At 57.0% G+C, this 24135-nt stretch carries 23 protein-coding genes; 16 read left to right on the forward strand and 7 right to left on the reverse strand.

All coding sequences use genetic code 11. The features are described from left to right. Nucleotides 1-26 precede the first annotated feature (26 nt). Nucleotides 27-1943 (forward strand): hypothetical protein, encoded by a 1917-nt coding sequence (locus RYZ18_RS06025; RefSeq protein WP_317655510.1) that lies wholly within the window; start codon nt 27-29, stop codon nt 1941-1943. 3 nt (nt 1944-1946) lie between these two features. Here the strand turns inward: RYZ18_RS06025 and RYZ18_RS06030 are convergent, their stop codons facing one another. Together RYZ18_RS06030 and RYZ18_RS06035 are read right to left on the reverse strand one after the other, a co-directional pair. Continuing rightward, nucleotides 1947-2180 carry a DUF2842 domain-containing protein gene (locus RYZ18_RS06030; protein WP_317655511.1) on the reverse strand — a complete coding sequence of 78 codons (234 nt, stop codon included), beginning with the start codon at nt 2178-2180 and terminating at the stop codon, nt 1947-1949. A gap of 33 nt (nt 2181-2213) precedes the next feature. Then, nucleotides 2214-3509 carry an adenylosuccinate synthase gene (locus tag RYZ18_RS06035; protein ID WP_317655512.1) on the reverse strand — a complete coding sequence of 432 codons (1296 nt, stop codon included), beginning with the start codon at nt 3507-3509 and terminating at the stop codon, nt 2214-2216. Nucleotides 3510-3792: 283 nt separating this feature from the next. On the opposite strand from RYZ18_RS06035, the gene secG reads away from it, so the two are divergent. The 10 genes from secG (at nt 3793) to RYZ18_RS06085 (ending at nt 15006) form a co-directional block, all read left to right on the forward strand. Then, entirely contained in the window at nt 3793-4176 is a 384-nt protein-coding gene (gene secG, locus RYZ18_RS06040) for a preprotein translocase subunit SecG (protein WP_317655513.1), read from the forward strand. Nucleotides 4177-4368: 192 nt separating this feature from the next. Continuing rightward, the gene (locus RYZ18_RS06045; protein ID WP_317655514.1) at nt 4369-6012 is read left to right on the forward strand and encodes a CTP synthase; all 1644 of its coding nucleotides are present in this window, start codon (nt 4369-4371) and stop codon (nt 6010-6012) included. Nucleotides 6013-6032: 20 nt separating this feature from the next. Next, nucleotides 6033-6821, forward strand: a complete 789-nt coding sequence (rlmJ, locus tag RYZ18_RS06050; RefSeq protein ID WP_317655515.1) for a 23S rRNA (adenine(2030)-N(6))-methyltransferase RlmJ — start codon at nt 6033-6035, stop codon at nt 6819-6821. 40 nt (nt 6822-6861) lie between these two features. Beyond that, nucleotides 6862-7299 (forward strand): TerB family tellurite resistance protein, encoded by a 438-nt coding sequence (locus tag RYZ18_RS06055; RefSeq protein ID WP_317655516.1) that lies wholly within the window; start codon nt 6862-6864, stop codon nt 7297-7299. A 74-nt stretch (nt 7300-7373) separates the two neighbouring features. Further along, a complete protein-coding gene (locus RYZ18_RS06060) occupies nt 7374-8708 on the forward strand; it encodes a glutamine synthetase family protein (RefSeq protein ID WP_317655517.1) in 1335 nt (444 codons plus the stop codon). A 66-nt stretch (nt 8709-8774) separates the two neighbouring features. Next, complete coding sequence (locus RYZ18_RS06065; RefSeq protein ID WP_317655518.1) at nt 8775-9464, forward strand: type 1 glutamine amidotransferase; 690 nt, start codon at nt 8775-8777, stop codon at nt 9462-9464. Further along, complete coding sequence (locus RYZ18_RS06070) at nt 9461-10828, forward strand: glutamine synthetase family protein (RefSeq protein WP_317655519.1); 1368 nt, start codon at nt 9461-9463, stop codon at nt 10826-10828. Before RYZ18_RS06065 ends, RYZ18_RS06070 begins: the two co-directional genes overlap by 4 nt. After that, nucleotides 10825-12126: an FAD-binding oxidoreductase gene (locus tag RYZ18_RS06075; RefSeq protein WP_317655520.1), complete on the forward strand. Its 1302-nt coding sequence runs from the start codon at nt 10825-10827 to the stop codon at nt 12124-12126. The genes RYZ18_RS06070 and RYZ18_RS06075 overlap by 4 nt, the downstream gene beginning before the upstream one ends. A gap of 132 nt (nt 12127-12258) precedes the next feature. Further along, nucleotides 12259-13485: a DegT/DnrJ/EryC1/StrS family aminotransferase gene (locus tag RYZ18_RS06080; RefSeq protein ID WP_317655521.1), complete on the forward strand. Its 1227-nt coding sequence runs from the start codon at nt 12259-12261 to the stop codon at nt 13483-13485. Between the two features lie 144 nt (nt 13486-13629). Continuing rightward, nucleotides 13630-15006, forward strand: a complete 1377-nt coding sequence (locus tag RYZ18_RS06085; protein WP_317655522.1) for an aminotransferase — start codon at nt 13630-13632, stop codon at nt 15004-15006. On the opposite strand, the gene RYZ18_RS06090 is transcribed toward RYZ18_RS06085, so the two are convergent. From RYZ18_RS06090 to yajC, 4 genes are read right to left on the reverse strand one after another with little or no spacing between them, the layout of a single operon-like run. Beyond that, complete coding sequence (locus RYZ18_RS06090) at nt 15003-15356, reverse strand: Mth938-like domain-containing protein (protein WP_317655523.1); 354 nt, start codon at nt 15354-15356, stop codon at nt 15003-15005. The two genes, RYZ18_RS06085 and RYZ18_RS06090, sit on opposite strands and share 4 nt — an antisense overlap. Nucleotides 15357-15377: 21 nt before the next feature. Further along, complete coding sequence (secF, locus tag RYZ18_RS06095; RefSeq protein WP_317655524.1) at nt 15378-16346, reverse strand: protein translocase subunit SecF; 969 nt, start codon at nt 16344-16346, stop codon at nt 15378-15380. Between the two features lies 1 nt (nt 16347). Continuing rightward, nucleotides 16348-18015 (reverse strand): protein translocase subunit SecD, encoded by a 1668-nt coding sequence (gene secD / locus RYZ18_RS06100; RefSeq protein WP_317655525.1) that lies wholly within the window; start codon nt 18013-18015, stop codon nt 16348-16350. 58 nt (nt 18016-18073) lie between these two features. Beyond that, nucleotides 18074-18355 (reverse strand): preprotein translocase subunit YajC, encoded by a 282-nt coding sequence (yajC, locus tag RYZ18_RS06105; RefSeq protein ID WP_317655526.1) that lies wholly within the window; start codon nt 18353-18355, stop codon nt 18074-18076. 335 nt (nt 18356-18690) lie between these two features. Here yajC and serS point away from each other — a divergent pair, with 335 nt between their 5' ends. From serS to RYZ18_RS06125, 4 genes are all read left to right on the forward strand, one after another. Further along, entirely contained in the window at nt 18691-19983 is a 1293-nt protein-coding gene (gene serS / locus RYZ18_RS06110; protein WP_317655527.1) for a serine--tRNA ligase, read from the forward strand. Continuing rightward, nucleotides 19967-20692, forward strand: coding sequence for a tryptophan-rich sensory protein (locus tag RYZ18_RS06115; protein ID WP_317655528.1), 726 nt, complete (start codon nt 19967-19969; stop codon nt 20690-20692). The genes serS and RYZ18_RS06115 overlap by 17 nt, the downstream gene beginning before the upstream one ends. 64 nt (nt 20693-20756) lie before the next feature. Further along, a complete protein-coding gene (locus RYZ18_RS06120) occupies nt 20757-22169 on the forward strand; it encodes a short-chain fatty acyl-CoA regulator family protein (protein WP_317655529.1) in 1413 nt (470 codons plus the stop codon). Nucleotides 22170-22240: 71 nt separating this feature from the next. Then, nucleotides 22241-22696, forward strand: coding sequence for a CoxG family protein (locus tag RYZ18_RS06125; RefSeq protein ID WP_317655530.1), 456 nt, complete (start codon nt 22241-22243; stop codon nt 22694-22696). 44 nt (nt 22697-22740) lie between these two features. Here RYZ18_RS06125 and RYZ18_RS06130 read toward each other — a convergent pair whose 3' ends face one another. Then, nucleotides 22741-22980, reverse strand: a complete 240-nt coding sequence (locus tag RYZ18_RS06130; RefSeq protein ID WP_317655531.1) for a YdcH family protein — start codon at nt 22978-22980, stop codon at nt 22741-22743. A 141-nt stretch (nt 22981-23121) separates the two neighbouring features. Between RYZ18_RS06130 and RYZ18_RS06135 the strand changes: the two genes are divergently transcribed. Then, complete coding sequence (locus RYZ18_RS06135) at nt 23122-24090, forward strand: Gfo/Idh/MocA family oxidoreductase (RefSeq protein ID WP_317655533.1); 969 nt, start codon at nt 23122-23124, stop codon at nt 24088-24090. Nucleotides 24091-24135: the final 45 nt, after the last annotated feature.

The raw sequence follows: 24135 nt of genomic DNA on the forward strand, positions 1-24135 counted from the left end.
CCCCAAAGCGCAAGCGAGTGGTTCAGATGGGTGAAACGCAAAAAATTCTAACGGTGTCCTATGGCACATTTTCCTGCACGTTGGAGGGGTTTGATGATCCGTTCAGCGCCATGAAAGGTGTCGCAGAATATTTCCGTGACCTCGCCGCAGAGGATCGTTTTTTTGGCGCAGAGCCCCCGCAACCCGATGCCGAGATGCTACGCCAATTCGCTGAAACCGCCGCACGAGGGAAAATTCGCGCCGAGATGATTGAAAACGGCATGATCCTGCGCCCTGAGCTTGCTCAAGATGCAGTTGACCCAGATATGGTGACCAATGCCGCGCAGCCGAAAGCACCCGAGGCCCAAAACCCTGATGCGGGCGCAGCATCTATGCCTGACCCAAAGCCCGCCGATGAACCTATGGGCGATGCGGCTGTTTCCGCACCGCCCCCCCCAACTGCGGTGGAGGGGGCCACGCGTCCGAGATTGGCGGCACTAAGCAGCGTGATCTCGCGGGCGCCGCAAGACGAGTTTACCGAAGATCAACACGCTGACGCCGATTTCATGGCACCCCCCGCGAAACCTGCGCCCGCGGTTGAGATTTCGGCGGATCCCGTAGCATCGGAGCGTGACCCGCAAATCGAGGCCTTGACCCGCGATAGAGGGGCCGAAGCCTCTGATATGACCGCGCCTGTCACCTTGCGCAAAACGACCGAAGCTGCGTCAACCATCGCGGCGGAACCCGCGCCCGAAATATCGCCTCAGCCAATTGCGCAGGCGGCAGCCCCGCAACCGACAGCCGAAACCGAAGAGGCAACCACGGTTGGCGAAACTTTTGCGGAGGCAACAGATAATCCTGATTTGGCTGCTGCGGCAGAAGCTGCCCTTGCCGATATTCTGAACGAGGCGCGCATCCGCCGCACAGCGCCGAAACCAGAAACACCAGATCACCTGCCCGTATCCCCGACACCAGACAGCACTGTCGAGGATGAGGCCACCCCCGCCCCTGCAAGCGAAGCTGCGCCTTCGGACATCCCTCCGCTTGATATCGTCACCGAGATGACCGAGCGGATGGATGATTTGGCCAAACGCGACACGCGTGACGCGGAGGCACCCCCGCCTGCACCAGCAATGTCCACCCTCGACACTGTGGCCGATGACGAGTTGATGGCACAACTCAACGCCATTGCGCAGGAGGAAGGGAAAAGCTCAACCACCCCGCCAGGGATGACAGCCCCCGCTGAAAATCCTGACGCGGTGGCGGCCCGTCTCTTCGCCTCAAGCGACGCCTATATGGGTGATGAGGGACATGCACGCCGTCAAAACACTTTGCGCCACCTCAAGGCGGCGATGGCTGCAACAAGTGCTGAGGCACAAGTCGCGCAAGCAACAGAGGGGCCACGCCGCGTGAGCGTAGATGTAAAGCGTGGCAGTTTGGAAAATAGGCCAGAGGCATCTGAGGTGGCAGCCCGCCCCGCCCCCTTGGTGCTGGTGTCCGAACAACGCATTGATCTCAATGCACCCGCACTCGGCGAAGTTGAAGAAGCGCTGCCCCCACGCCGCGCCGTGGCGGGTGGCGGAGGCTATGCCAATGGCGCGCCCGTGCCACGCATGCCAACCCGCAAGTTCACGGCAACTTTGGCAATGTTGGCAGAACGCACCGCCAGTATTGGGGGCGGCGCAGAAAACCTGCCGAAATTGCGCCCAGACCTTCGTGGAAATTTTGCGGCGGCGTTTCTAGACGCGGCCCCTAAAACGGCGGAAGACGCAATTCTTTTGGCGGCGCGCCATATCATCGACTATTCCGACAGCCCAAAGTTTCAGCGCCCACAAATCCTTGAACTGCTGGAGGTCGATGCAGGGGCGGGTTTCGAACGCGAGACGCTGTTGCAAGGGTTTGCAGCCTTGTTGCAGTCAGGCCGCATTACCCGCGATGAGAATGGGGCCTTTTCTCTCGCTTAATGGCTAGCGCTGATCGTCATGAGCTGCGTCTGGATCCGCCTGTCCAACGCCCTTGAAAACGGCTTTGAATGGCAGGGCCCACAAAATACCAAGCCCCACATATATGGCAAACTCCACCCAGATGGAGGGGCGCTCAAACAAGCTCATCAGCCACCACGCCGCCGCGATATAGGCAGGCAGCCCGAAGATCAGGATAAGCAGGGACAATCGCTTGCGGGTTTTATAGCCAAGGGCCATGACGGGCAGCTCTCCCTTTGGTCGGTGATCAGATCAATCCGCGAACGGGTCAGTCACAAGAATTGTGTCTTCACGCTCGGGTGAGGTGGAAAGTAGCGCCACGGGGCAGTCAATCAACTCCTCCACACGGCGCACATATTTGATCGCGTTGGCAGGCAAATCCGCCCAAGAGCGTGCGCCCTCGGTCGTCTCATGCCATCCTTCCATCTCTTCATAGATTGGCGTGCAGCGTTTTTGCGCCTCAGACGCGGTTGGAAGATAGTCAATCCGCGTGCCGTCCAATTCATAGCCCACGCAGATTTTGAGCGTGTCAAACCCGTCAAGAACATCCAGCTTCGTCAGCGCAATGCCATTCACACCAGAGGTCGCGCAGGTCTGGCGCACAAGGGCGGCGTCAAACCACCCGCAGCGCCGCTTGCGCCCTGTGACCGTGCCAAATTCATGGCCACGCGTCCCCAGACGGGTGCCATCTTCATCGTCCAATTCCGTTGGAAACGGCCCCTCGCCCACGCGGGTTGTATAGGCTTTTACGATGCCCAGCACATAATCAACCGCACCTGGCCCAAGACCGACACCTGTCGCAGCCTGCCCTGCAATGACGTTGGAGGAGGTCACAAAGGGATAGGTGCCAAAATCAATGTCCAGCAGCGCGCCTTGTGCGCCCTCGAACAAAATACGCTTACCCGCGCGGCGCTGTTCGTTCAGAACCTTCCAAACGGGTGCGGCGTAGGGCAAAATCTCAGGCGCAATGGCCTTGAGCTTTTCGATCAGCGCATCGCGATCGACAGGCGCGATGCCAAGGCCACGGCGCAGCGGGTCGTGATGCTGCAGCGCGCGATCAACACGGGCGATCAAGGTGGCCTCATCCGCCAAATCCGCAACCCGCACCGAACGGCGACCAACCTTATCTTCATAGGCAGGGCCGATGCCGCGGCCTGTGGTGCCGATTTTGGTACCGGCGCTGGCCGCATCCTCGCGGGCACGATCCAACTCACCATGGATTGGCAGGATCAGCGGGGTATTCTCCGCAATCATCAATGTTTCAGGGCTGATGGTCACACCATCTTGGCGGATTTTGCCGATCTCTTCGATGAGGTGCCAAGGATCTAGAACAACGCCATTTCCAATAACGCTCAGCTTGCCGCCGCGCACCACACCCGAAGGCAGCGCGTTGAGCTTGTAGACCTTGCCGTCAATAACCAATGTATGGCCTGCATTATGCCCGCCTTGAAAGCGGCAAATCACATCTGCGCGCTCGCTGAGCCAGTCGACAAGCTTGCCCTTGCCTTCATCCCCCCATTGCGCGCCAACAACCACAACATTCGCCATTTTACGATCCGTCCTTATCCGCAGGCCAGAATGGCCGGCTCTTGCAAACGATGGCGTCTATAACGACACGCAGCCTCGGTGAAAAGCGCGAAACGCATTGCCCGCCTGCGGCAGAACGCGGGACGGGCCCGCATCCTTGGGTCATGGAACTGTCATATGTGTTGCAATATTCACCGAATTCGCCTTAAAGTTGTGAAACTCTTGGCTTGCGGCGGCGGGTCGCATCCCCTAAGTAAGCCGCGAAAAGTGACGGATTGTTACAGACACGCACCTGAGGCCGCTCATGGAAAATATCGTTCTCGTCATCCATCTTATCCTCGCAATCTGCTTGATTGCCGTGGTGCTTTTGCAGCGCTCCGAAGGGGGCGGCATGGGCCTTGGTGGCGGCGGTGGTGCAGGCGGTGGCCTTATGACAGGCCGCCAAGCGGCAACAGCCCTCAGCAAACTCACATGGGCCTTTGCGACTGCGTTTTTGATTACATCGGTTACATTGACCATTTTGGCGGCGCAAAACTCGGCCACCACATCTGTGCTAGACCGCATTGGCACATCAGCCCCCGCTGACGGGGCCGCAACCGATGGCACAACCGACAACGCGCCTGCGGCAGATAGCCTTCTGCCCCCAGCACTGGGGGATGCGCCCGCGCTACCGCCACGGGCGGAATAACGCAGCATCTAAAATTAATTCACCGCAAAGACCCAATAAATATTGGGTCTTTGTTATTTTTAGCCACATGATATAGCGCTGACCGCTTGCCCTAAGGACACGAATCCTGATACGGTCAAATCCCGTGATACAGGTGGCAAACGCGGTCTGTTTCCAACAGACAAAATAGCCCGCGCGGGAGAATACAGGTATATGGCACGATACATTTTTATCACGGGTGGTGTGGTCTCTTCGCTTGGCAAGGGCCTCGCCTCAGCCGCGCTTGGTGCATTGCTACAGGCACGTGGCTACACCGTGCGTTTGCGCAAGCTTGACCCCTATCTCAACGTTGATCCTGGGACGATGTCGCCCTTTGAACATGGCGAAGTTTTCGTGACCGATGATGGTGCGGAAACCGATCTGGATTTGGGCCATTACGAGCGCTTCACAGGCGTCTCTGCCCGCGCGACAGACAGCGTCTCATCAGGCCGTATCTATTCCAACGTTTTGGAAAAAGAGCGCCGTGGTGATTACCTAGGCAAAACCATCCAAGTGATTCCCCACGTCACCAATGAGATCAAAGATTTCATCGCCATCGGCGAGGATGAAGTGGATTTCATGCTGTGCGAAATCGGCGGCACGGTCGGCGATATCGAGGGCCTGCCGTTTTTTGAGGCGATCCGTCAATTCGGCCAAGAGCGCCCGCGTGGCCAGTGTATCTTTATGCACCTGACCCTATTGCCCTATATCAAAGCATCGGGTGAGTTGAAAACGAAGCCCACCCAACACAGCGTAAAGGAGCTGCGCTCTATCGGGCTTGCCCCCGATATTTTGGTATGCCGGTCTGAGGGGCCGATCCCGCGCAAAGAGCGCGAGAAGCTTGCGCTGTTTTGCAATGTGCGCCCCGATAGCGTGATTGCCGCACAAGACCTCAGCACGATTTATGATGCGCCTTTGGCCTATCACCGTGAAGGGTTGGATCAGGCGGTGTTGGATGCTTTCCAAATCGCCCCCGCCCCGAAACCAGATCTCAGCCGTTGGGAAGATGTGTCAGATCGCATTCACAATCCCGAAGGCGAAGTGCGCGTGGCGATTGTTGGCAAATACACGCAGTTGGAAGATGCCTATAAATCTATCGCCGAGGCGCTGACCCATGGCGGCATGGCCAATCGCGTCAAAGTGCGCGCCGAATGGATTGATGCCGAGATTTTCGACCGCGAAGATCCTGCGCCACATCTTGAGGGCTTCCATGCGATCCTTGTCCCTGGTGGGTTTGGTGAGCGCGGAACCGAGGGCAAGATCAAAGCTGCAGAATTCGCCCGAACCCGCAAGATCCCCTATTTGGGCATCTGCTTGGGTATGCAAATGGCGGTGATCGAGGCTGCGCGCAATCTGGCGGGCATGGCCAAAGCAGGGTCGGAGGAATTTGATCACGAAGCGGGTCAAAAGCGGTTCGAGCCGATTGTGTATCACCTCAAAGAATGGGTGCAGGGCAATTATAAAGTCACCCGCAAATCAGATGATGACAAAGGCGGCACGATGCGTTTGGGTGCTTATGATGCGGTTCTCGCAGAAGGCAGCCGCGTAGCCGAGGCCTATGGCACAACCGCCATCGAGGAACGTCATCGCCACCGCTACGAGGTCGATATCAAATATCGTGATAAACTTGAAAAATGCGGTCTGCTTTTCTCGGGCCTTTCGCCCGATGGGAAACTGCCCGAGATTGTCGAGATCAAAGACCACCCGTGGTATATCGGGGTTCAGTTCCATCCAGAATTGAAATCGAAACCCTTCGCACCGCACCCGCTGTTCCGTGACTTTGTGCGGGCAGCCAAGGATGTCAGCAGGCTTGTCTAAGCCTGCCTGACAGGCCCGCGATGCTGTCTTATCAACATATCTATCATGCGGGCAATTTGGCCGATGTGCATAAGCACGCGGCCCTCGCATGGGTGTTGGATTACCTGACGCGCAAAGACAAACCGCTGAGTTATATCGAAACCCATGCGGGGCGGGGGCTTTATGATCTTGCCGCCCCCGAAGCCGTAAAAACGGGCGAAGCAGAGGCAGGCATCGCCCGCTTGCGCGCAGGTTTTGCAGCAGATCATCCTTACGCGGCCCTGCAGGAAAAAATTGCCGCAAAATACGGCCCTCAGGCCTATGCGGGTTCCCCCCTTTTGGCGGCTGAATTGTTGCGGCCTATGGATAATTTACATCTCGCGGAACTGCATCCTCAGGAACATGCTGCCCTGCAGGCGGCAATGATCCAAGCGGGCGGGGCGCAGCTCTATCGCCAAGACGGGTTCGAGATGGCGCAATCCATTTGCCCGCCTGATCCACGGCGTGGCCTGATGTTGATTGATCCCTCCTATGAGGTGAAGACCGACTATGCCCGCATCCCAAAAATCATGGGGCAGTTGGCGCGCAAATGGAATGTTGGGATTATAATCTTGTGGTATCCGATCCTCGCAAACAAAGCCCATCAGCCGATGGAAACAGAGTTACGCCAAACCTTTACTGATGCGATGCTCCACCGCCAGACCTTCCCCCCCGCCCGCGAAGGACATGGGATGATTGGCTCGGGCCTGTTTATTCTCAACCCGCCTTTCGGCATGGAGGCCGCATTGGCCAAGATTGCAGCGGTGTTTGCAAAATCCAAGGCGCAATAGGCGGGTTCTCTTATCGCAAAAACGGCTTATATTGGGGCCTATGTTTGCAGATCTCCTTCGCCGCCTTGGCGCACCCAAACCAGAACCCATCACTGACAGCGATGCGCGGCTGGCGCTTTGCGCATTACTCGTGCGTCTTGCGCGCAGTGACGGCGATTATGCCCAAGCAGAACGCGCGAAAATCGCGGAAACCTTAGCGGCGCGCTACGGGCTTGACCCGTCAGGCATTGACGCCCTGATCCATGAGGCCGAGGCGGTTGAAGCAGAAGCCCCAGACACGGTGCGCTTTACACGCGCCATCAAGGAGTCGGTCGCCTATGAAGATCGGATCGTGGTGATTGAGGCCCTTTGGGCGATTGCCTTAGCCGATGGGCACCGCAGCGCGGATGAGGACGCGCTATTGCGTATGGTGGCGCCTATGTTGGGGATCAACGACCGCGACAGCGCCCTTGCGCGCCAACGTGTGGCCAAACTTTAGGCAAGCGCATAAATTACGCGCAAGCCTGCGCGAATTTCGCTGCCATTTCAAAAATGCCACGCTAGACTGGGCGCATGAGCAGCTATCTCAACGATAATCCAGAGATCAAAACGATCCGCGTTGCGGCCTCTGATCTCAATGGTCAGCCGCGCGGAAAACGGATTGCGCGGCGCTATGCGCAAAAAGCATGGGAAGACGGAACACGCTTTCCCTTCTCCGTCATGAACCTTGATATTTGGGGCGAAGATATCGATGACAGCCCGCTTGTCTTTGAAAGCGGTGATCCCGATGGTCTGCTTCTGCCGACCGAGCGGGGCTTTGTGCCAATGCCGTGGCTGAGCAATCCAACCGCGCTGTTGCCGCTTTGGATGTTCCACGAAGATGGCCGCCCCTTTGCGGGTGATCCGCGCCACGCGCTGGCGCGAGTTCTAGATCGGTATCAGGCGCTTGGCCTGACCCCTGTTGTGGCCACCGAGTTGGAATTCTACATCATCGATGATCGCGGCCCCGACTTGCGCGTGCCGCCATCGCCCCGCTCAGGCAAAAGACGCAATCAAGCCGAAATTCTGGCCCTCAGGCAGCTTGATGCCTTTGATCAGTTCTTTACCGAAATTTATGATGCCTGCGAGGCGATGGATATACCCGCCGACACATTGATTTCCGAGGCAGGCCCTGGACAGTTCGAGATCAATATGATGCACCAATCCGATGCTTTGAAGGCGGCGGATGACGCGTGGCTGTTCAAGCTTTTGGTCAAAGGTGTTGCGCGCAAATATGGCTTTGCCGCCTCGTTTATGGCCAAACCCTACGAAGATTACGCGGGCAACGGAATGCATATGCATTTCTCGGTTCTTGATCAACAGGGGCGCAATATTTTCGACAATGGCAGCACTGAAGGGTCAGAGGCGTTGCACCATGCCATTGCGGGGTGCTTGGCAGGGATGGCAGGGTCTATGCTGATCTTCGCCCCCCATGCCAGCAGCTATGATCGATTTGTGCCAGGCGCCCACGCCCCAACTGCTTTGGCGTGGGGTTATGAGAACCGCACAACCGCGCTGCGGGTTCCCTCTGGCGCGCCTGCCGCGCGGCGGATCGAACATCGGGTCGCGGGGGGTGATGTGAACCCCTATCTCTTGGTGGCCAGTATCCTTGGCGCGGCACTCACAGGGATTGAGGGCAAACTCACACCACCCACGCCCACCCATGGCAACGCCTATGATGCGGCAAGCCCGCATTTGCCAACCACATGGGGTGAGGCCATCGCGGCCTTTGAAGACTGCCAGATGACCGCGCAAATCTTTCCGCGGGAGTTGGTCGCAAACTACCTCGCCACCAAGCGTCAAGAGATGCATTACATGGCCGAACTTTCACCCGAAGAGCAGATGCAACTCTACCTCGACACTGTCTAAACTGCCCCCTTGCCGAACGATGCGCGGCGGCGTAGCCTTTGGATATCCTTTTTTTACAGGCCACCCATGATCATTGGCATTTTACAAACAGGCCATATGCCTGATGAATTAAAACCTGATTTCACCGATTACGCGCGGCTTTTTGCCCAGCTTTTGGACGGGCAAGATTTCGAATTCCGCGTCTATAACGTGGTCGATATGGAGTTTCCCACAGGCCTATTTGATGCCGATGGGTGGCTCATTACGGGCTCACGTCATGGGGTCTATGAGGATCATCCTTTTATCCCGCCGCTCGAGGCATTGATCCGCGACATCCACGCCGCGCGCATTCCGTTGATTGGGGTATGTTTCGGGCACCAAATCATCGCGCAGGCCCTTGGCGGGCGGGTTGAAAAATTTTCAGGCGGCTGGTGTGTCGGGCGGCAAGAATACCACCTCAAAGATGGCCGCAAATTGCATTTGAACGCATGGCATCAGGATCAGGTCATTACCCCCTGTGAGGGGGCGGAAACCCTTGCCTCGAATGAATTTTGCGCCCATGCGATGCTGTCTTACGGGGGGCATACCTTTACTGTGCAGGCCCATCCAGAATTCGGGGCTGATGTGATTGCGGGATTGATTGCGCATCGGGGTCAAGGGATTGTGCCCGACCCCCTCTTGCAGCGCGCCAAAGCCGAACTTTCAGCCCCCACCGATAACGGGATTTTGGCTGAACAGATGGCAAGCCTATTCAAAAGCGCCAAGGTGCCTGCATGAGCAGCGTTTATGACAGTTTTCTTGACAAACTTCCTGAGGTTGCGCGCAGTTTTCTAGAAAATCGCCGCTTGGACGAGGTGGAATGTATCGTCTCCGACCTTGCAGGTGTTGCGCGTGGCAAGGCCATGCCCGGCCAGAAATTTGCAGGCCAAACCCAGTTTTACCTACCCAATTCTATCTTCTTCCAAACGATCACGGGGGATTGGGCGGATGCCTCGCCCGATGGGTTCACTGAACCTGATATGGTGCTGACCCCTGATTGGGATACTGCCCTGCCTGCGCCATGGACAGCCGATTGGACGCTACAGGTGATCCATAACATTCATGACCAACAGGGTCAGATGGTGCCCTTTGCTCCGCGCAATGTGCTGCGCCGCGTGGTCGAAATGTATAACGCCAAAGGGCTCGCGCCGATTGTGGCGCCTGAGATGGAATTCTACCTCGTGGCCCCGAACACCGACCCCGCCCGCGAGATCGAGCCACCCATGGGCCGCTCAGGGCGGCGGGCTGCCGCTCGACAGGCCTATTCCATGTCTGCGGTCGATGAATATGGCCCTGTGATTGACGATATCTACGACTTTGCCGAAGCCATGGGCCTTGAGATTGATGGTATTTTGCAAGAGGGCGGCGCAGGCCAAATTGAGTTGAACCTCCGCCATGGCGACCCTGTGCGATTGGCAGATGAGATTTTCTATTTCAAGCGCATGATCCGCGAGGCCGCGTTGCGCCACAACTGCTATGCCACCTTTATGGCGAAACCGATTGAGGGCGAGCCGGGTTCAGCGATGCATATCCATCATTCAGTGGTGGATATGACCACAGGGCAAAATATCTTCTCGACCCTGTCAGGTGATGAAACGCCCGAATTTCTACATTTCATAGCAGGGCTGCAAAACAACCTGCCTGCTGCGATTGCCCTACTGGCCCCATATGTAAACAGCTATCGCCGCTATGTCCCTGATTTCGCAGCCCCCATTAACCTTGAATGGGGGCGCGATAATCGCACGACAGGCCTGCGTGTGCCCGTGTCTGACCCTGCAAGCCGCCGTGTCGAAAACCGCCTGCCAGGCATGGATTGCAACCCCTATCTTGGGATTGCCGCCTCTCTGGCCTGCGGTTTGATCGGGCTGCACGAGGGTAAAATGCCAAGCGCAGAATTCAAAGGCGATGCCTATCAAGGCGATGACAATATTCCCCGCGGTCTTGGCGATGCTTTGGATTTATTCGTGGAAAACGCGGCAATGACCGAAATCCTCGGGCCTGAATTTTGTAGCGTCTACAAGACGGTCAAAGACCTCGAATATAAAGAATTCCTGCAAGTTATCAGCCCTTGGGAACGCGAGCATCTTTTGTTGAACGTATGAACCCGCTTTATCGCAACGACATTTCGGGACATCATGCCCCCTCTTGGTATGCGGCCTCAGTGCCCCCCGCGCCTGATCGGCCCGCATTGGCCGACACGATCCGCGCCGATGTGGCCATCTTGGGCGCAGGGTTCACAGGTCTTTGGGCGGCCCTAACCCTTGCCCGCCGTGGCGTGCGGGTTGTGGTTCTAGACGCGCATCGCGTGGGGTTTGGGGCATCGGGGCGCAATGGCGGGCAGGTGCATTCTGGCTTTAACAAGGGGCAAGATTGGCTTGAGGCGCGACTTGGGGTTGATGCGGCCCGCGCCTTATGGGCCCTTAGCGAAGCGGCAAAGAAAAACCTGCGCGATTTTTGCGAGACCCACGCGCCCGAAGCAGAATATCGCTCAGGGATCACGCATGGCGCCTATAGCATGGCCGAGCGGGATGAATTGGCCCGCGAGGCTGACTATATGGCCCGCACCTATGACCATGAGATCCATGTGATGGATCGTTCCCAATTTGCGGAATTGGTCAAATCCCCGCTTTATCGCGGCGGCACGCTTGACCCAAGCGGCGGACATCTACACCCCTTGGCCTATGCCCAAGCCCTTGCCCGTGCAGCCGAGGCCGAAGGGGCGGTCATCCACGAATGCAGCGAGGTGACAGAAATTGTCCGCGGGGCAAAGGCAGCCCTGAAAACCGCTAAGGGCAGTGTCACAGCAGATCAGGTGATTGTCGCAGGAAATGGGTATCTGCCCAATATTCTGCCGCAGGTGAATGCGGCCGTGATGCCCATTAACAGTTTCATTGCTGCGACCGAACCCCTGCCCCAAAAATGGCAAGAGGTGCTGGGCCAAGATATTGCCGTGGCGGATAGCAAATTCGTTGTGAATTACTATCGCTTCAGCGCAGATCGGCGGTTTTTATTCGGCGGGCGGGAAAGCTATTCGATTGGCTTTCCCGATGATATCGCCACCGCGCTTGTCGCACGGATGCATCGCCTATTCCCTCAGCTTGAGGGGGTGAAGATCGACTATGTTTGGGGTGGCGCGCTTGGCATCACCCCCACCCGTTTGCCGATGGTCAAGCGCATTGCGCCCAATATCATCGCTGCTGGCGGGTTTTCGGGACAGGGGGTTGCGCTGTCAGGCATGGCGGGGCGCATCATGGCTGAGGCCATTTTAGGGGATGGGCGCGGGCTTGAGACCTTCGCAACCCTTCCCACGCCCCGCTTTCCAGGTGGCAGCGCATTGCGCGCGCCAATCCTTGCCCTTGCAATGACGTGGTTCGCTTTGCGCGACCGATTGGGAATTTAGCGCTGCGGCACTGATGCCACAGACGCATGGCGAATTGCCCTGACCGCCCCAGTGTCACAAAAGCTTCGCTAGATTTTGAACCGCGTTTTATGTAAAGATTTTTGAAAGGGACTTTTTCAAAAAGGTGAAATCATGACCGTTGCGCCAAATGTTTATGACGCAGAACCGATCCCCGAAGCCGCGCGTGCCGAGATCGACCGCCTTCTGCACTCTGGCGACCTGTTCCGCTACACCGCCCCCGCCGATGCGCCTGTTGCGCTGCTTGAACGCGAATTTGCAGATTTGATGGGCGTGAAATACGCGCTTGCGGTGTCTTCTTGTTCCGCCGCGCTGTTTTTATCGCTCGAGGCGCTTGGCCTGAAACAGGGCGCGCGGGTGATTATTCCTGCCTTCACCTTTGCCGCTGTTCCCTCGTCCATCGTGCATGCACGGATGCAGCCTGTATTGGTCGAAGTGGGTGAAAACTACCGCATTGATTTGGACGATTTCACAGCCAAGATCGACCAAGACATTGATGCGGTTTTGATCAGCCATATGCGCGGCCATACATCCGATATGGATGCCATCAAGGCGCTCTGTGACGCGCGCAATATCCCCGTGATTGAGGACGCGGCCCATTCGCTTGGCACGCTGTGGCATGGCGAAAAAATTGGCACCCTTGGCAAAGTTGGGTGTTTCTCTTTCCAATCTTATAAAATGATCAACGCGGGCGAAGGAGGGATTTTAATCTCGAATGATCCCGACCTGATTGCCCGCGCTGTGATCATGTCAGGGGCCTATGAACATAATTGGAAAAAGCACAAAGGCCCGAATGGTCAAAATGACCCAGAATTGGCTGAGGCCTTTGCGCGTTGGCAAAACCAATTGCCGCTTTACAACATGCGCCTGCAAAACCTGTCTGCCGCGGTGATCCGTCCGCAATTGCCTGAATTGGCGCGCCGTGTGCGCGATGGCCTTGCCAATCACGACTATGTCGCGGGTGAGTTGAACAAATCACCTTGGCTGAATGTTCCCCCTGCCTTGGCGCCCGAAACCCGCGCACCAGATTCTATCCAGTTTAATCTGGTGGATTTTGCGCGTGATGAGGATGCGGTCGCCTTTCAAGATGCAGCAGCAGCACGCGGCGTGAAGGTGCAGGTCTTTGGCCTATCGACCGACAATGCCCGTGCGTTTTGGAACTGGCAATTCATTCCCGGTGAGATGCCTGATCTGCCAAAGACGCGCGCGATGTTGATGCGCGCCTGCGATGTGCGCCTGCCTGCCCGCCTGACACGCAGCGAGCTTGACTTTATCATTAACGCGCTGGTGATGGCGGCCGAAGATGTGATGGGGTCAGAGGAGGCCGCCTACGGCACGTAACGCAGCACCCCTGATCCAATAGCAAGACAGGCCCGCGCACAATTTTGCGCGGGCTTTTTATTATGGCTTTGGCGCGTTTGCCCAATTGCAGCAGCGCAGATGCGGCGCTAGCCTCTGCACAGACACGCTTGAAGGAGTGACCAGATGCCCGCGCATGATCATAGCCCGCTCAATTCATGGGAAGCCCGCGCTGAAGAATATAGTCTTTATGGCTTTACCGATCTGCCATCCGTTCGGGATCGTGGCACTGTCGTTTTAACCCATGGCGAGGGGCCTTATGTGTTCGACACAAACGGCAAACGCTATTTGGACGCGAACTCTGGCCTGTGGAATATGGTGGCGGGGTTTGATCACAAAGGTTTGGCCGAAGCCGCCAAGGCGCAATATGACCGCTTTCCTGGCTATCACGCCTTTTTCGGGCGGATGTCAGATCAGACTGTTGCTCTCTCTGAACGTCTGATTGAGGTATCCCCCTTTGATAGCGGCAAGGTGTTTTACACCAATTCTGGGTCTGAGGCGAATGACACCATGGTCAAGATGCTATGGTTCATGACACAGGCCGAGGGGCGGCCACAGGGGCGCAAGATTCTGACCCGCAAGAATGCCTATCATGGCGTCACCGCGGTTTCAGCCTCGATGACAGGCAAACCTTACAACAGCCTCTTTGGTCTTCCGATGGAGGGGTTCATCCACCTGACTTGTCCGCATTACTGGCGTGAAGGGCGCGCAGATGAAACCGAGGCAGAATTCAGCGCCCGCCTTGGCACAGAATTGGAGGAGGTCATCGCGCGCGAAGGCGCCGATACAATCGCAGGGTTTTTCGCAGAACCCGTCATGGGTGCAGGCGGCGTGATCCCCCCCTCAGCAGGCTATTTCCAGATCGTGCAAGAGATCTTGCGCAAGCATAACATCCCTCTCATCGCAGATGAGGTGATCTGCGGCTTTGGTCGCACGGGCAACCTATGGGGATGCGACACTTATCAGTTTGTGCCTGATGCGATTATCTCCTCCAAGGCGCTGACCGCAGGCTATTTCCCGATGGGCGCGGTGATTTTAGGGCCAGAATTATCCGCGCGACTGCAAGCCACCATCGACCCGGTCGAGGAATTTCCGCACGGCTTCACCGCCTCAGGCCATCCTGTGGGCTGCGCCGTTGCGCTTAAAGCAATCGATGTGGTTCTGAACGAGGGATTGGCCGATATGGTGAAGATCGGCGCACCCCGCATGGAGGCAGGTCTTCGCGAGATCGCGAAGCACCCAAATATCGGCGAGTTGCGCGGGATCGGCTATATGTGGGCGCTTGAGGCGGTGCAGGATCGCGCCACAAAAACCCCCTTTGCCTCTGATTTATCGGTCAGTGAGCGCATCGCCAACACCTGCACGGATCACGGCTTGATTTGCCGCCCCTTGGGACAGTCCGTGGTTCTGTGTCCGCCGTTCAATCTGACCAATGAGCAAATGGACGAAATGTGCGACAAGCTGAACAGCGCATTGAACGCCGTGTTTCGGGAGGTTGCCTAAACAGGGAGCAGGGCCGCACCGATGCGCCGCCCCTCGCCAAGCAGCACATTATAGCTGCGCGCGGCTGAGGGGCTGCCCATCACTTCAACACCCAATCCCGCGCCTTCAAGTGCCGCGCGTAGTTTGGCGGGGATATGCGCAATCTCCGCCCCTGTGCCAATCAGCAAAACATCAATTAAACCCGCCGCTGCAAGCAGGGGCGCGGGATCATCATAGCCGCCCCAATCCTGGCGCCCATTGGGCAAGATCAGCTGAGCGCCGTGATAGACCGCCCCGTCAATGCGGAAAAAGCCTGCGCCATATCCATCAATCGGCATGCCGCCATTATAGCGCACCTCGTTAAGTTCCATCGGCAATACGCCCCCTTCGGATTAGGTTTTTTCCGCGAAGGTCGTGCCTGCCTTCTGGTCTGGTTTTGACCAATCGCGCTTTACACCAATCATCAACACCACATTCTTTGCAACATAGATCGAGGAATAGGTGCCAACGATGACACCCCAGAAAATCGCAAAAACGAAGCTGCGGATCACATCCCCCCCCAGAACAAGCAGCGCCAAAAGCGCCAAAAGGGTGGTGCCGGATGTCATCAAGGTGCGGCTGAGTGTTTCATTGGCCGATAGGTTCATCACATCTTGCAAATCGCGCTTTTTGTATTTGATCAGATTCTCGCGCAGGCGGTCAAAAATCACCACCGTGTCGTTGATCGAATAACCGATGATCGTCAGAATCGCGGCAATGGTCGCCAGATCGAAGCGGATTTGGAGAAGGGAAAAAAGGCCAATGGTCAGCAGAACGTCATGCACCAGCGCCGCAATTGCACCCACCGAAAATTGCCACTCAAATCGCAGCCAAATATAAATCAAAATCGCCGCAAGGGAGGCGCCCACCGCAATGAGGGCTGTGGTGATCAATTCACCTGAGACTTTGGGGCCAACGGATTCTACCGATGGGAAGGTCATATCCTCCGCGATGGTTTGCAATGCGGCTTCAACCGCCGCGATCATCTCGGGTGTAACAGACTCTTCACCCGCCTGTGCCTGAATTCGGATCATGGCCACATGGCGGTTTTCGCCAAAGCTTGGGTCGAACACTTCGGAAATCGCGATATCGCCAAGGCCCAGCGGGCTGAGGGCTTCACGATAGGCCCCCACATCGACAGGGGTCGAGCTTTCGGCACGGATGGTCGTGCCACCCAAAAAATCAATCCCGAAATTCAGACCAAGCGCAAACCAAACCCCAATGGACAGAAACACCGCCACGACTGAGGCCCCAAACGTGATACGGGCATGACGGAAGAAGTCGATATTGGTGACTTCTGGAACCAGTCTCAGACGTTTCATATCAGACCTCAATCTTTTTGGGGCGGGCGCGTTCGAACCATGTCACGACCATGACCCGCGTCACATAAAGCGCAGTGAAAACAGATGTGATGATCCCAATGGCCAAGGTGACGGCAAAGCCTTTGACAGGGCCAGAGCCAAGGGTGAACAGGATCACCGCGATTAGGAAGGTTGTGATATTGGCATCCACAATCGCCGACATCGCACGATCATAGCCTAGTTCAATCGCGCGGGCGGGGCCGCGTGCAGTTTTCAATTCTTCACGGATCCGTTCAAAGACCAACACATTGGCATCAACCGCCATACCAATCGTCAGGACGATCCCCGCAATCCCCGGCAGGGTCAGGGTTGCCCCCACAAGGCTTAGGGTACCAAAGATCATCGCCACGTTCATCAGCAGCGCGATATTGGCGAACAGGCCGAAAAGGCCATAGCTCGCCTGCATAAACACCAGCACCGCCACAAAGGCCACAATCGCGGCAATCCGACCCGCTGCGATACTATCAGCCCCCAATTCAGGGCCAATGGTGCGTTCCTCAAGGAAGGTCATCTCAGCAGGCAAGGCCCCTGCGCGCAGAAGAACCGCCAATTGGGTCGAACTTTCGACCGTAAAACTGCCTGTGATCTGACCAGAGCCGCCCGTAATCGCCTGACGGATTGTGGGCGCTGAAATGACCTCATCGTCCAGAACAATGGCAAAAGGCGCACCGACATTAGCCGATGTATATTCCCCAAAGAGGCGCGCGCCGTGCGGGTTAAAGCGGAAGCTGACATTGGGCTGACCATTTTGCGCGTCAAAACCGGGTTGGCTGTCCACAAGATCATCGCCCGTCACCACGGGGGTTTCTTCTAGAATGTAATACGCGCCTTCTTCATCCATCGAGGGCAGCAGCAGTTGCCGCGCGTCCACACGGGCCTCAGGGTCGCTGGTGCGGGTGATGACAGGGTGAAAGGTCAGGCGTGCCGTGGTGCCAATCAGGTCTTTCAACTCTTGTGCAGAACCTACACCGGGAACTTGGATCAAAATCCGATTTTCGCCTTGGCGTTGGATGGTCGGCTCACGGGTGCCTGCCTCATCGACACGGCGGCGCACAATTTCCACCGATTGCTGCATGGTGCGATCATCGGTTGCGATCTTCTCCGCCTCAGAAAGCGAGACGATCAGCACATCACCCTCGCCGCGCGCCTCAAGGCTGGCTGATCCTACACCTGTTAGGCTGACAACAGGGCCACCCAAACCGCGGGCCAATTCCACCGCGCGGGCCATGCCCGAAGCCTCACCCAATTGCACCCGCAATTCGCCTGCGGGGGCATCGGTGCGGCGAATGGGGCCTACCTCATCGCGGGCATCGCGCAATGCATCCCGCAACTCGGGCCAAAGCGCGTCCATGCGTGCGGTATAGACATCCTCAACCCGCACCTCAGCCAAAAGATGCGCGCCACCGCGCAAATCAAGCCCAAGATTAACAAGGCTTGAGGGCAGGACAGACGGCCAAAGTGCCAGATCCGCTTCGAGTTCAGGCGTAGAGGGTGCGCCACCTTCGAGGGCAGCAAGGGCATCATTGTGACGCTCGACCCGATCATAGGCCAAATTTGGAACAGCCAAAGCCAGTGCAACCAGAACCACGCCCCAAATCAGGATGCGTTTCCATAGCGGGATATCGAGCATATCTTAGCCTTTTCTCACACAAAGCCCCGCCAAATGGCAGGGCTTGGTCAGTCGAAGATTATTCTTTCGCGGGTTCTGTTTTTGAAACAACCTGCGTGATGGTGTTGCGCACAACGCGGACATTTACGCCCGTTGCAATCTCAAGCTCGACCTCGCGCTCATCCTTGACTTTGCTGACCTTGCCCATGATGCCGCCTGCGGTCACAACCTGATCGCCGCGGCGCAAGGCAGCAACCATCGCCTGATGCTCTTTGGCTTTTTTCTGCTGGGGACGGATCAAAAGCAGATACATGATCGCGAAGATCAAAATCAGCGGCACGAATTGTGCAAATGCTTCCATGGTCGGTCTATCCTTATATTCGCGCCCGCAGCGGCGGAGGCTTGATCAAATTCACCCAAGATCGGGCAGATGGTTGGCGGACTTGGGTGCATGTTAATCCAAGCCCCGTCAATTTGGCGGCACGTTACTTTCCCCCCGCCCGAAGCGCAAGGCAGGCCAATACTGCGACTGCGCCCTGCGGCAATCCTGCCATCGCGCCCTATATGGGTATAAGATGCGGCGCTGTCAGCCCCTGAGGCGCCAAGAATTATAACACCCCCTTTCCCCGCGCCGCGCAATATTGCATACCGCCCAAAAGGGAACCTGCGCCCCGTTCTGAGATAAAGGCAAATCCAATGCATGACATTCGCGCCATTCGTGAAAACCCCGCACAATTTGACGCCAACCTTGCGCGCCGCAGTCTCGCACCACTGTCTGCGGAAATTCTGGCGTTGGACGAAGCACGGCGCGCCTGCATCACGGCATCTGAGGCGGCGCAGGCCGAACGCAATGCCGCATCAAAAGATGTGGGGGCGGCCAAGGCCCGCGGTGATGAAGCCGAATTCGATCGCCTGCGCGCCCTTGTTGCAGAAAAGAAAGACGAGATTGCCCGCCTTGAGGATGAGGCCAAGACCCGTGATGCGGCTTTGCGCGATATGCTGGCCACGATCCCCAATGCGCCCGCCGCTGATGTGCCAGATGGGGCGGATGAGACTGACAATGTGGAATTGCACAAATGGGGCACCCCGCGCAGCTTTGATTTCAAACCTTTAGAGCATTTTGAATTGTCGTCTGTTGCGCCAAGCATGGATTTTGAGACAGCCGCAAAACTGTCAGGCGCGCGCTTTGTGATGCTTGGGGGTGCTGTGGCACGGATCCACCGCGCCTTGGCGCAATTTATGCTCGACACCCATGTCGATCAAAACGGCCTAACCGAAATGAACGGCCCTGTCCTTGTGCGCCCTGAAACGATGTTCGGCACGGGCCAATTGCCGAAATTCGGCGAAGACAGTTATGAAACCACCAATGGCTGGTGGATGATCCCAACCTCCGAAGTGACGCTGACCAATATCGTCTCAGGCGAGATTGTGGAGGAGGCCGCATTGCCGATGCGCTATACCGCGCATTCCCTGTGTTTTCGGTCTGAGGCAGGCAGCGCAGGGCGCGATACGGCGGGAATGCTGCGTCAGCACCAGTTCGAAAAAGTTGAAATGGTTTCGATCACGCATCCCGATCACTCGGATGATGAACAAAAGTGGATGTTGCGCTGTGCTGAGGGCATTTTAGAGGCGCTCAATATCCCCTATCGCACTGTCACGCTCTGCACGGGCGATATGGGCTTTGGCGCGGTGCGCACCTATGACATTGAAGCATGGCTTCCAGGTCAGGATTGCTATCGCGAGATTTCCTCAGTCTCAAGCTGCGGAGATTTCCAAGCACGCCGCATGAATGCGCGCTTCCGCCCATCAGGCGGCGGCAAGCCTGAATTTGTGCATACCCTCAACGGCTCTGGCCTTGCGGTCGGGCGCTGTTTGATCGCAGTGCTTGAAAATGGGCAAGAGGCAGATGGCTCCGTCACCCTGCCTGCGGCGCTGCACCCCTATTTGGGCGGCAAAACACGGCTTTTGGCGGATGGCACGCTTGGCTAACTCTGGCCTAAACCCCACAACATTGCGTGCCGCTGTCACGCTGGTCTTGGTTTTGGCCTTTGCAGGCGCGCCGCTTTTAACCGCGCCTTTCACAGGATTTGACCCCTCAACCCTGCCCTATGATGTCAGCACCCCGCCTGTGCAGCCCGCGGGCTATGCCTTTGCGATTTGGGGGGTCATTTACCTGTGGCTGATTGCAAGCGCGGGCTATGGGCTGTGGCGCCATGCCAACAATCCAAACTGGGATGCCATGCGCTGGCCCCTGATCGTCAGCGCAGGCATTGGCGCAATCTGGATTGAGGTGGCGCTGCGCAGTCCGATTTGGGCAACGATCCTTATCTTCGTCATGCTGATCACCGCCGTTCTGGCCTGTTTACGCGCACCAATAAGCCCAACCTCATGGGCGCGGGCGCCTTTGGGCCTATATGCGGGGTGGCTCTCGGCTGCGGGGTTTGTGGCGCTTGCAACAACCTTGACGGGTTTTGGCATAATGCCCCGCGAGATTGCAGGTTGGGCGGGTCTTTTGGGGGCGCTTGCCACCGCCTCCGCCTTGACCACGCGGCTCAGGGTCATCACTTATCCGATTGCCGTGATCTGGGCCTTGGTTGGTGTGATTGTCTCGCAATGGCAAAGTGATCCATCACTGAGCCTTGCCGCTGTTGGCGGGATCGCCGCTCTCGCCTATCAGGGGATCCGTGCCCGCGTGTGAGACTTGCGCGCAATCTTGCAAATTGGCAAAATAGGGTTTGCAAAGCCAACCAAGGGGCAAATCCATGCGCGCGAATGGCCAAGATACACGCAAGCTCTATGTGGGCGCGAAATTGCGCGAATTGCGTCAAAGGCTTGAGCTGACGCAGAAGGACTTCGCAGCCAAGCTTGGCATTTCCTTGCCCTATCTGAACCAAATGGAAAACAACAACCGCCCGCTCTCGACCGTGGTTGTTTTGGCCTTGGCGCAGGAATTTGGTTTTGATGTGACTGAACTGACCTCGGGCGATGCGGAACGCCTGATCTCTGATATGCGCGAGGCCTTGGCAGACCCCGTTTTCACGGATGGCCAACCTGCGCTGACCGATCTGAGGCTGGCCGCCTCAAACGCGCCCGCGCTTGCCCGTAGTTTCCTCTCCCTGCATCGCGCCTATCGTCAGGCGCAAGAGCGCCTCGCCTCCTTGGATGAGGCATTGGGCCGCGATGGCAGCGGCGCTGCCCCCTCACCTTGGGAGGAGGTGCGGGATTTCTTCCATTATTGCGACAATTACATTGATGCCGTGGATCATGCCGCCGAACGTTTTGCCGCGAAAGCGCAAGGGGACTTGGCCGCGCATACCGAGGCCATGTTGGCCGCGCAAGGCGTCACAATTCGGCGCGCGACAGATCAGGGATTGCGCCGTTATGACACCGAAACGCGCGTTTTAACGCTGTCGCCACGCGCCGCGCCCGAAACACAGCGCTTTCAATTGCTGCATCAATACGCGCTTTTGGGGCAGGCGCAGTTGTTGGACGCAACGCTTGATTTCGCTCGGTTCCAATCGGAGACAGCCCGCGCCATTGCCCAAGTCGGCATGGCCAATTATTTCGCGGGCGCTGTGTTAATGCCCTATACCCGTTTTGCCGAGGCCGCGCGCACCACCCGCCATGATCTAGAACGCCTGTCGATCCAGTTTGGCGCTTCAATTGAACAAGTTGCCCATCGTCTGGCCACCCTACAAAGACCAGGGGCCAAAGGGGTGCCGTTTTTCTTTACCCGTGTCGATCAAGCAGGCACGATCACTAAGCGCCATTCTGCGACACGCTTTCAATTCGCGCGCTTTGGCGGGGCTTGCCCTTTGTGGAATGTCCATCAGGCTTTTGAAACACCGACCCAATTCTTGCGTCAATTGGCCGAAACGCCTGACGGGGTGCGCTATTTCATTTTGGCGCGGGATGTTTCGAAATCAGGCGGGGCATGGGGCGCACCGTTGCGCCGCTTTGCGATCTCTTTGGGCTGCGAGGTGAAACATGCCAAGGAATTGATCTATGCCGATGGCATGCCCTTGGACGATGATGGGGCCTATCAGCCCATCGGGATTTCCTGCCGCATTTGCGAACGGCAAAATTGTCACCAACGCTCCGTGCCGCCTCTCGAAGGAAAACTGCGCGTTGATCCGCATGAACGCGGCACACTGCCCTATCGCCTCGAAACTTAGGCCATACAGAATTGACGGCTGACCACCCTAGGATATAGGATTTTCGCAACACAGTGACGGAGATGACATCCATGGAATTAGCAGCCTCTCGTATTTTGAACGCAGACCGCGCAACCGTTTGGGCGGCGCTGAATTCCGCCGAGGTGCTCAAGGCGTGCATCCCAGGATGCGAGGAATTGACAGGCAGCCCTGAGGAAGGCTTCGCCGCTACAGTCAAACAGAAGGTTGGGCCTGTTTCAGCAACCTTTAAGGGCGAGGTCACGCTTTCCGATATCGTTCCGCTTGAAAGCTACACGATCACAGGCGAAGGCAAAGGCGGTGTTGCGGGCTTTGCCAAAGGGGGCGCGAAAGTGGCCTTATCCGATGCCGAGGGCGGTGGCACCGAACTGACCTATGAGGTCGAGGCCAAAGTTGGAGGTAAAATCGCACAACTTGGCTCGCGCTTGATTGATAGCTTTGCCACTAAAATGGCTGATCAATTCTTTGAACGCTTTCAGGCGCAGGTCGAAGGCACTGCTGAGGGCTAAGGCGGGGGGCCAATCAGGCCCACCCCCAAATTTTCAATCTGCGATTACGCCGCCGCCAACATGGCGGCGATTTCGTCTTTGAGACGCATCCGCTCCTTGCGCAGCGCCATTTCAGCCAATTCTTCCAATGGCTCAACACCTGTCTCGGCACGATGCACGGCGCGGTTCACCTCATGATAATCAGCCGCCAGTTTTGCAAAATGCGCGTTTTGGGTTTTCAGCTCATGGATTTTCTCAGCATCCTGTGGAAAATCTTCGGCCAGTTCATGCGGGGTGTTCGACATCGGTTCGCGTCCTTTTACCATTACAGTCACGCCCCATCTAAATCCCCAGACAGGCAGCGGTCTTTGCGCTAAATCAAATGATTGCACTTTGCATGCGCCACAGCTTGGCGCTAGGGTTTCGGCATATAAGGGAGGGACAGAATGGAACATTACGTCAATTGGGGCATTTTGGGCGCATCCAATTTTGCACTAAACGAGATGGCACCTGCGCTGCATCTGGCGGGGCGTGGGCGTTTGGCGGGAATTGCCACGCGCGATGTCGGCAAGGCCGCGCCCTTCACTCGGATCGCCCCTGACCTGAACGTGCATGACAGCTATGACGCGCTCTTGGCGGATCCGATGATTGATGCGGTCTATATTCCGCTGCCCCATACGATGCATGTTGAATGGGGGATCAAAGCCCTCCAAGCGGGCAAGCATGTTTTGGTTGAAAAACCAACCGCGATGACCGCGCCCGAAATCCAACCTTTGATCGAAGCCCGCGATAAATCAGGTCTGGTTGCCAGCGAGGCCTTTATGATCGTGCATCACCCGCAATGGCAAATGGCCCGAGAGATTATTACATCGGGCCAATTGGGGCAGCTGCAGCGCGTGCGTGCGGCCTTTACCTATAACAATGCGGCCGATACCCAGAACATCCGCAATAAGGCGGCCATGGGTGGCGGATCATTGCCCGATATCGGGGTTTACACCATCGGCTCGACCCGTTTTGCAACAGGTGGAACCTTACGCGAGATTTATGACGCGAAAATCGAATATGAGGGCGATTGTGAAGTTACCGCAGAGGCGCGGGCAGGCTTTGATGGGTTTGATGCGCAATGGCTCACCTCAATGCGGATGCACCCGTTCCAAGAGGTCACCTTCCACGGCAGCGATGGGGTTTTGCGCGTCCCAACCCCCTATAATGCGGGCGTGTTCGACCAAGCCCGCCTCGTGATTGAAACAGGGATGGAGCGCCGCGAAATCCGCTTCCCCAAGGTCAATCAATATGTGTTGCAGGTGGAAAATCTGAATGCGGCCATTTTGGATGGCGCCGCGCTCAAATGGCGACTTGAGGATGCGGTAGAAACCCAAGAAACGATTGACGCAATCCGCGCCAAGGCGGGGTAAGAAAAAAGGGGCCACGCATCCGCGCGGCCCCTTTTTCTTTGGCTG

Origin of the sequence: Roseovarius sp. 10 (assembly GCF_033100315.1) — a bacterium.
Classification (GTDB): Bacteria; Pseudomonadota; Alphaproteobacteria; order Rhodobacterales; family Rhodobacteraceae; genus M30B80.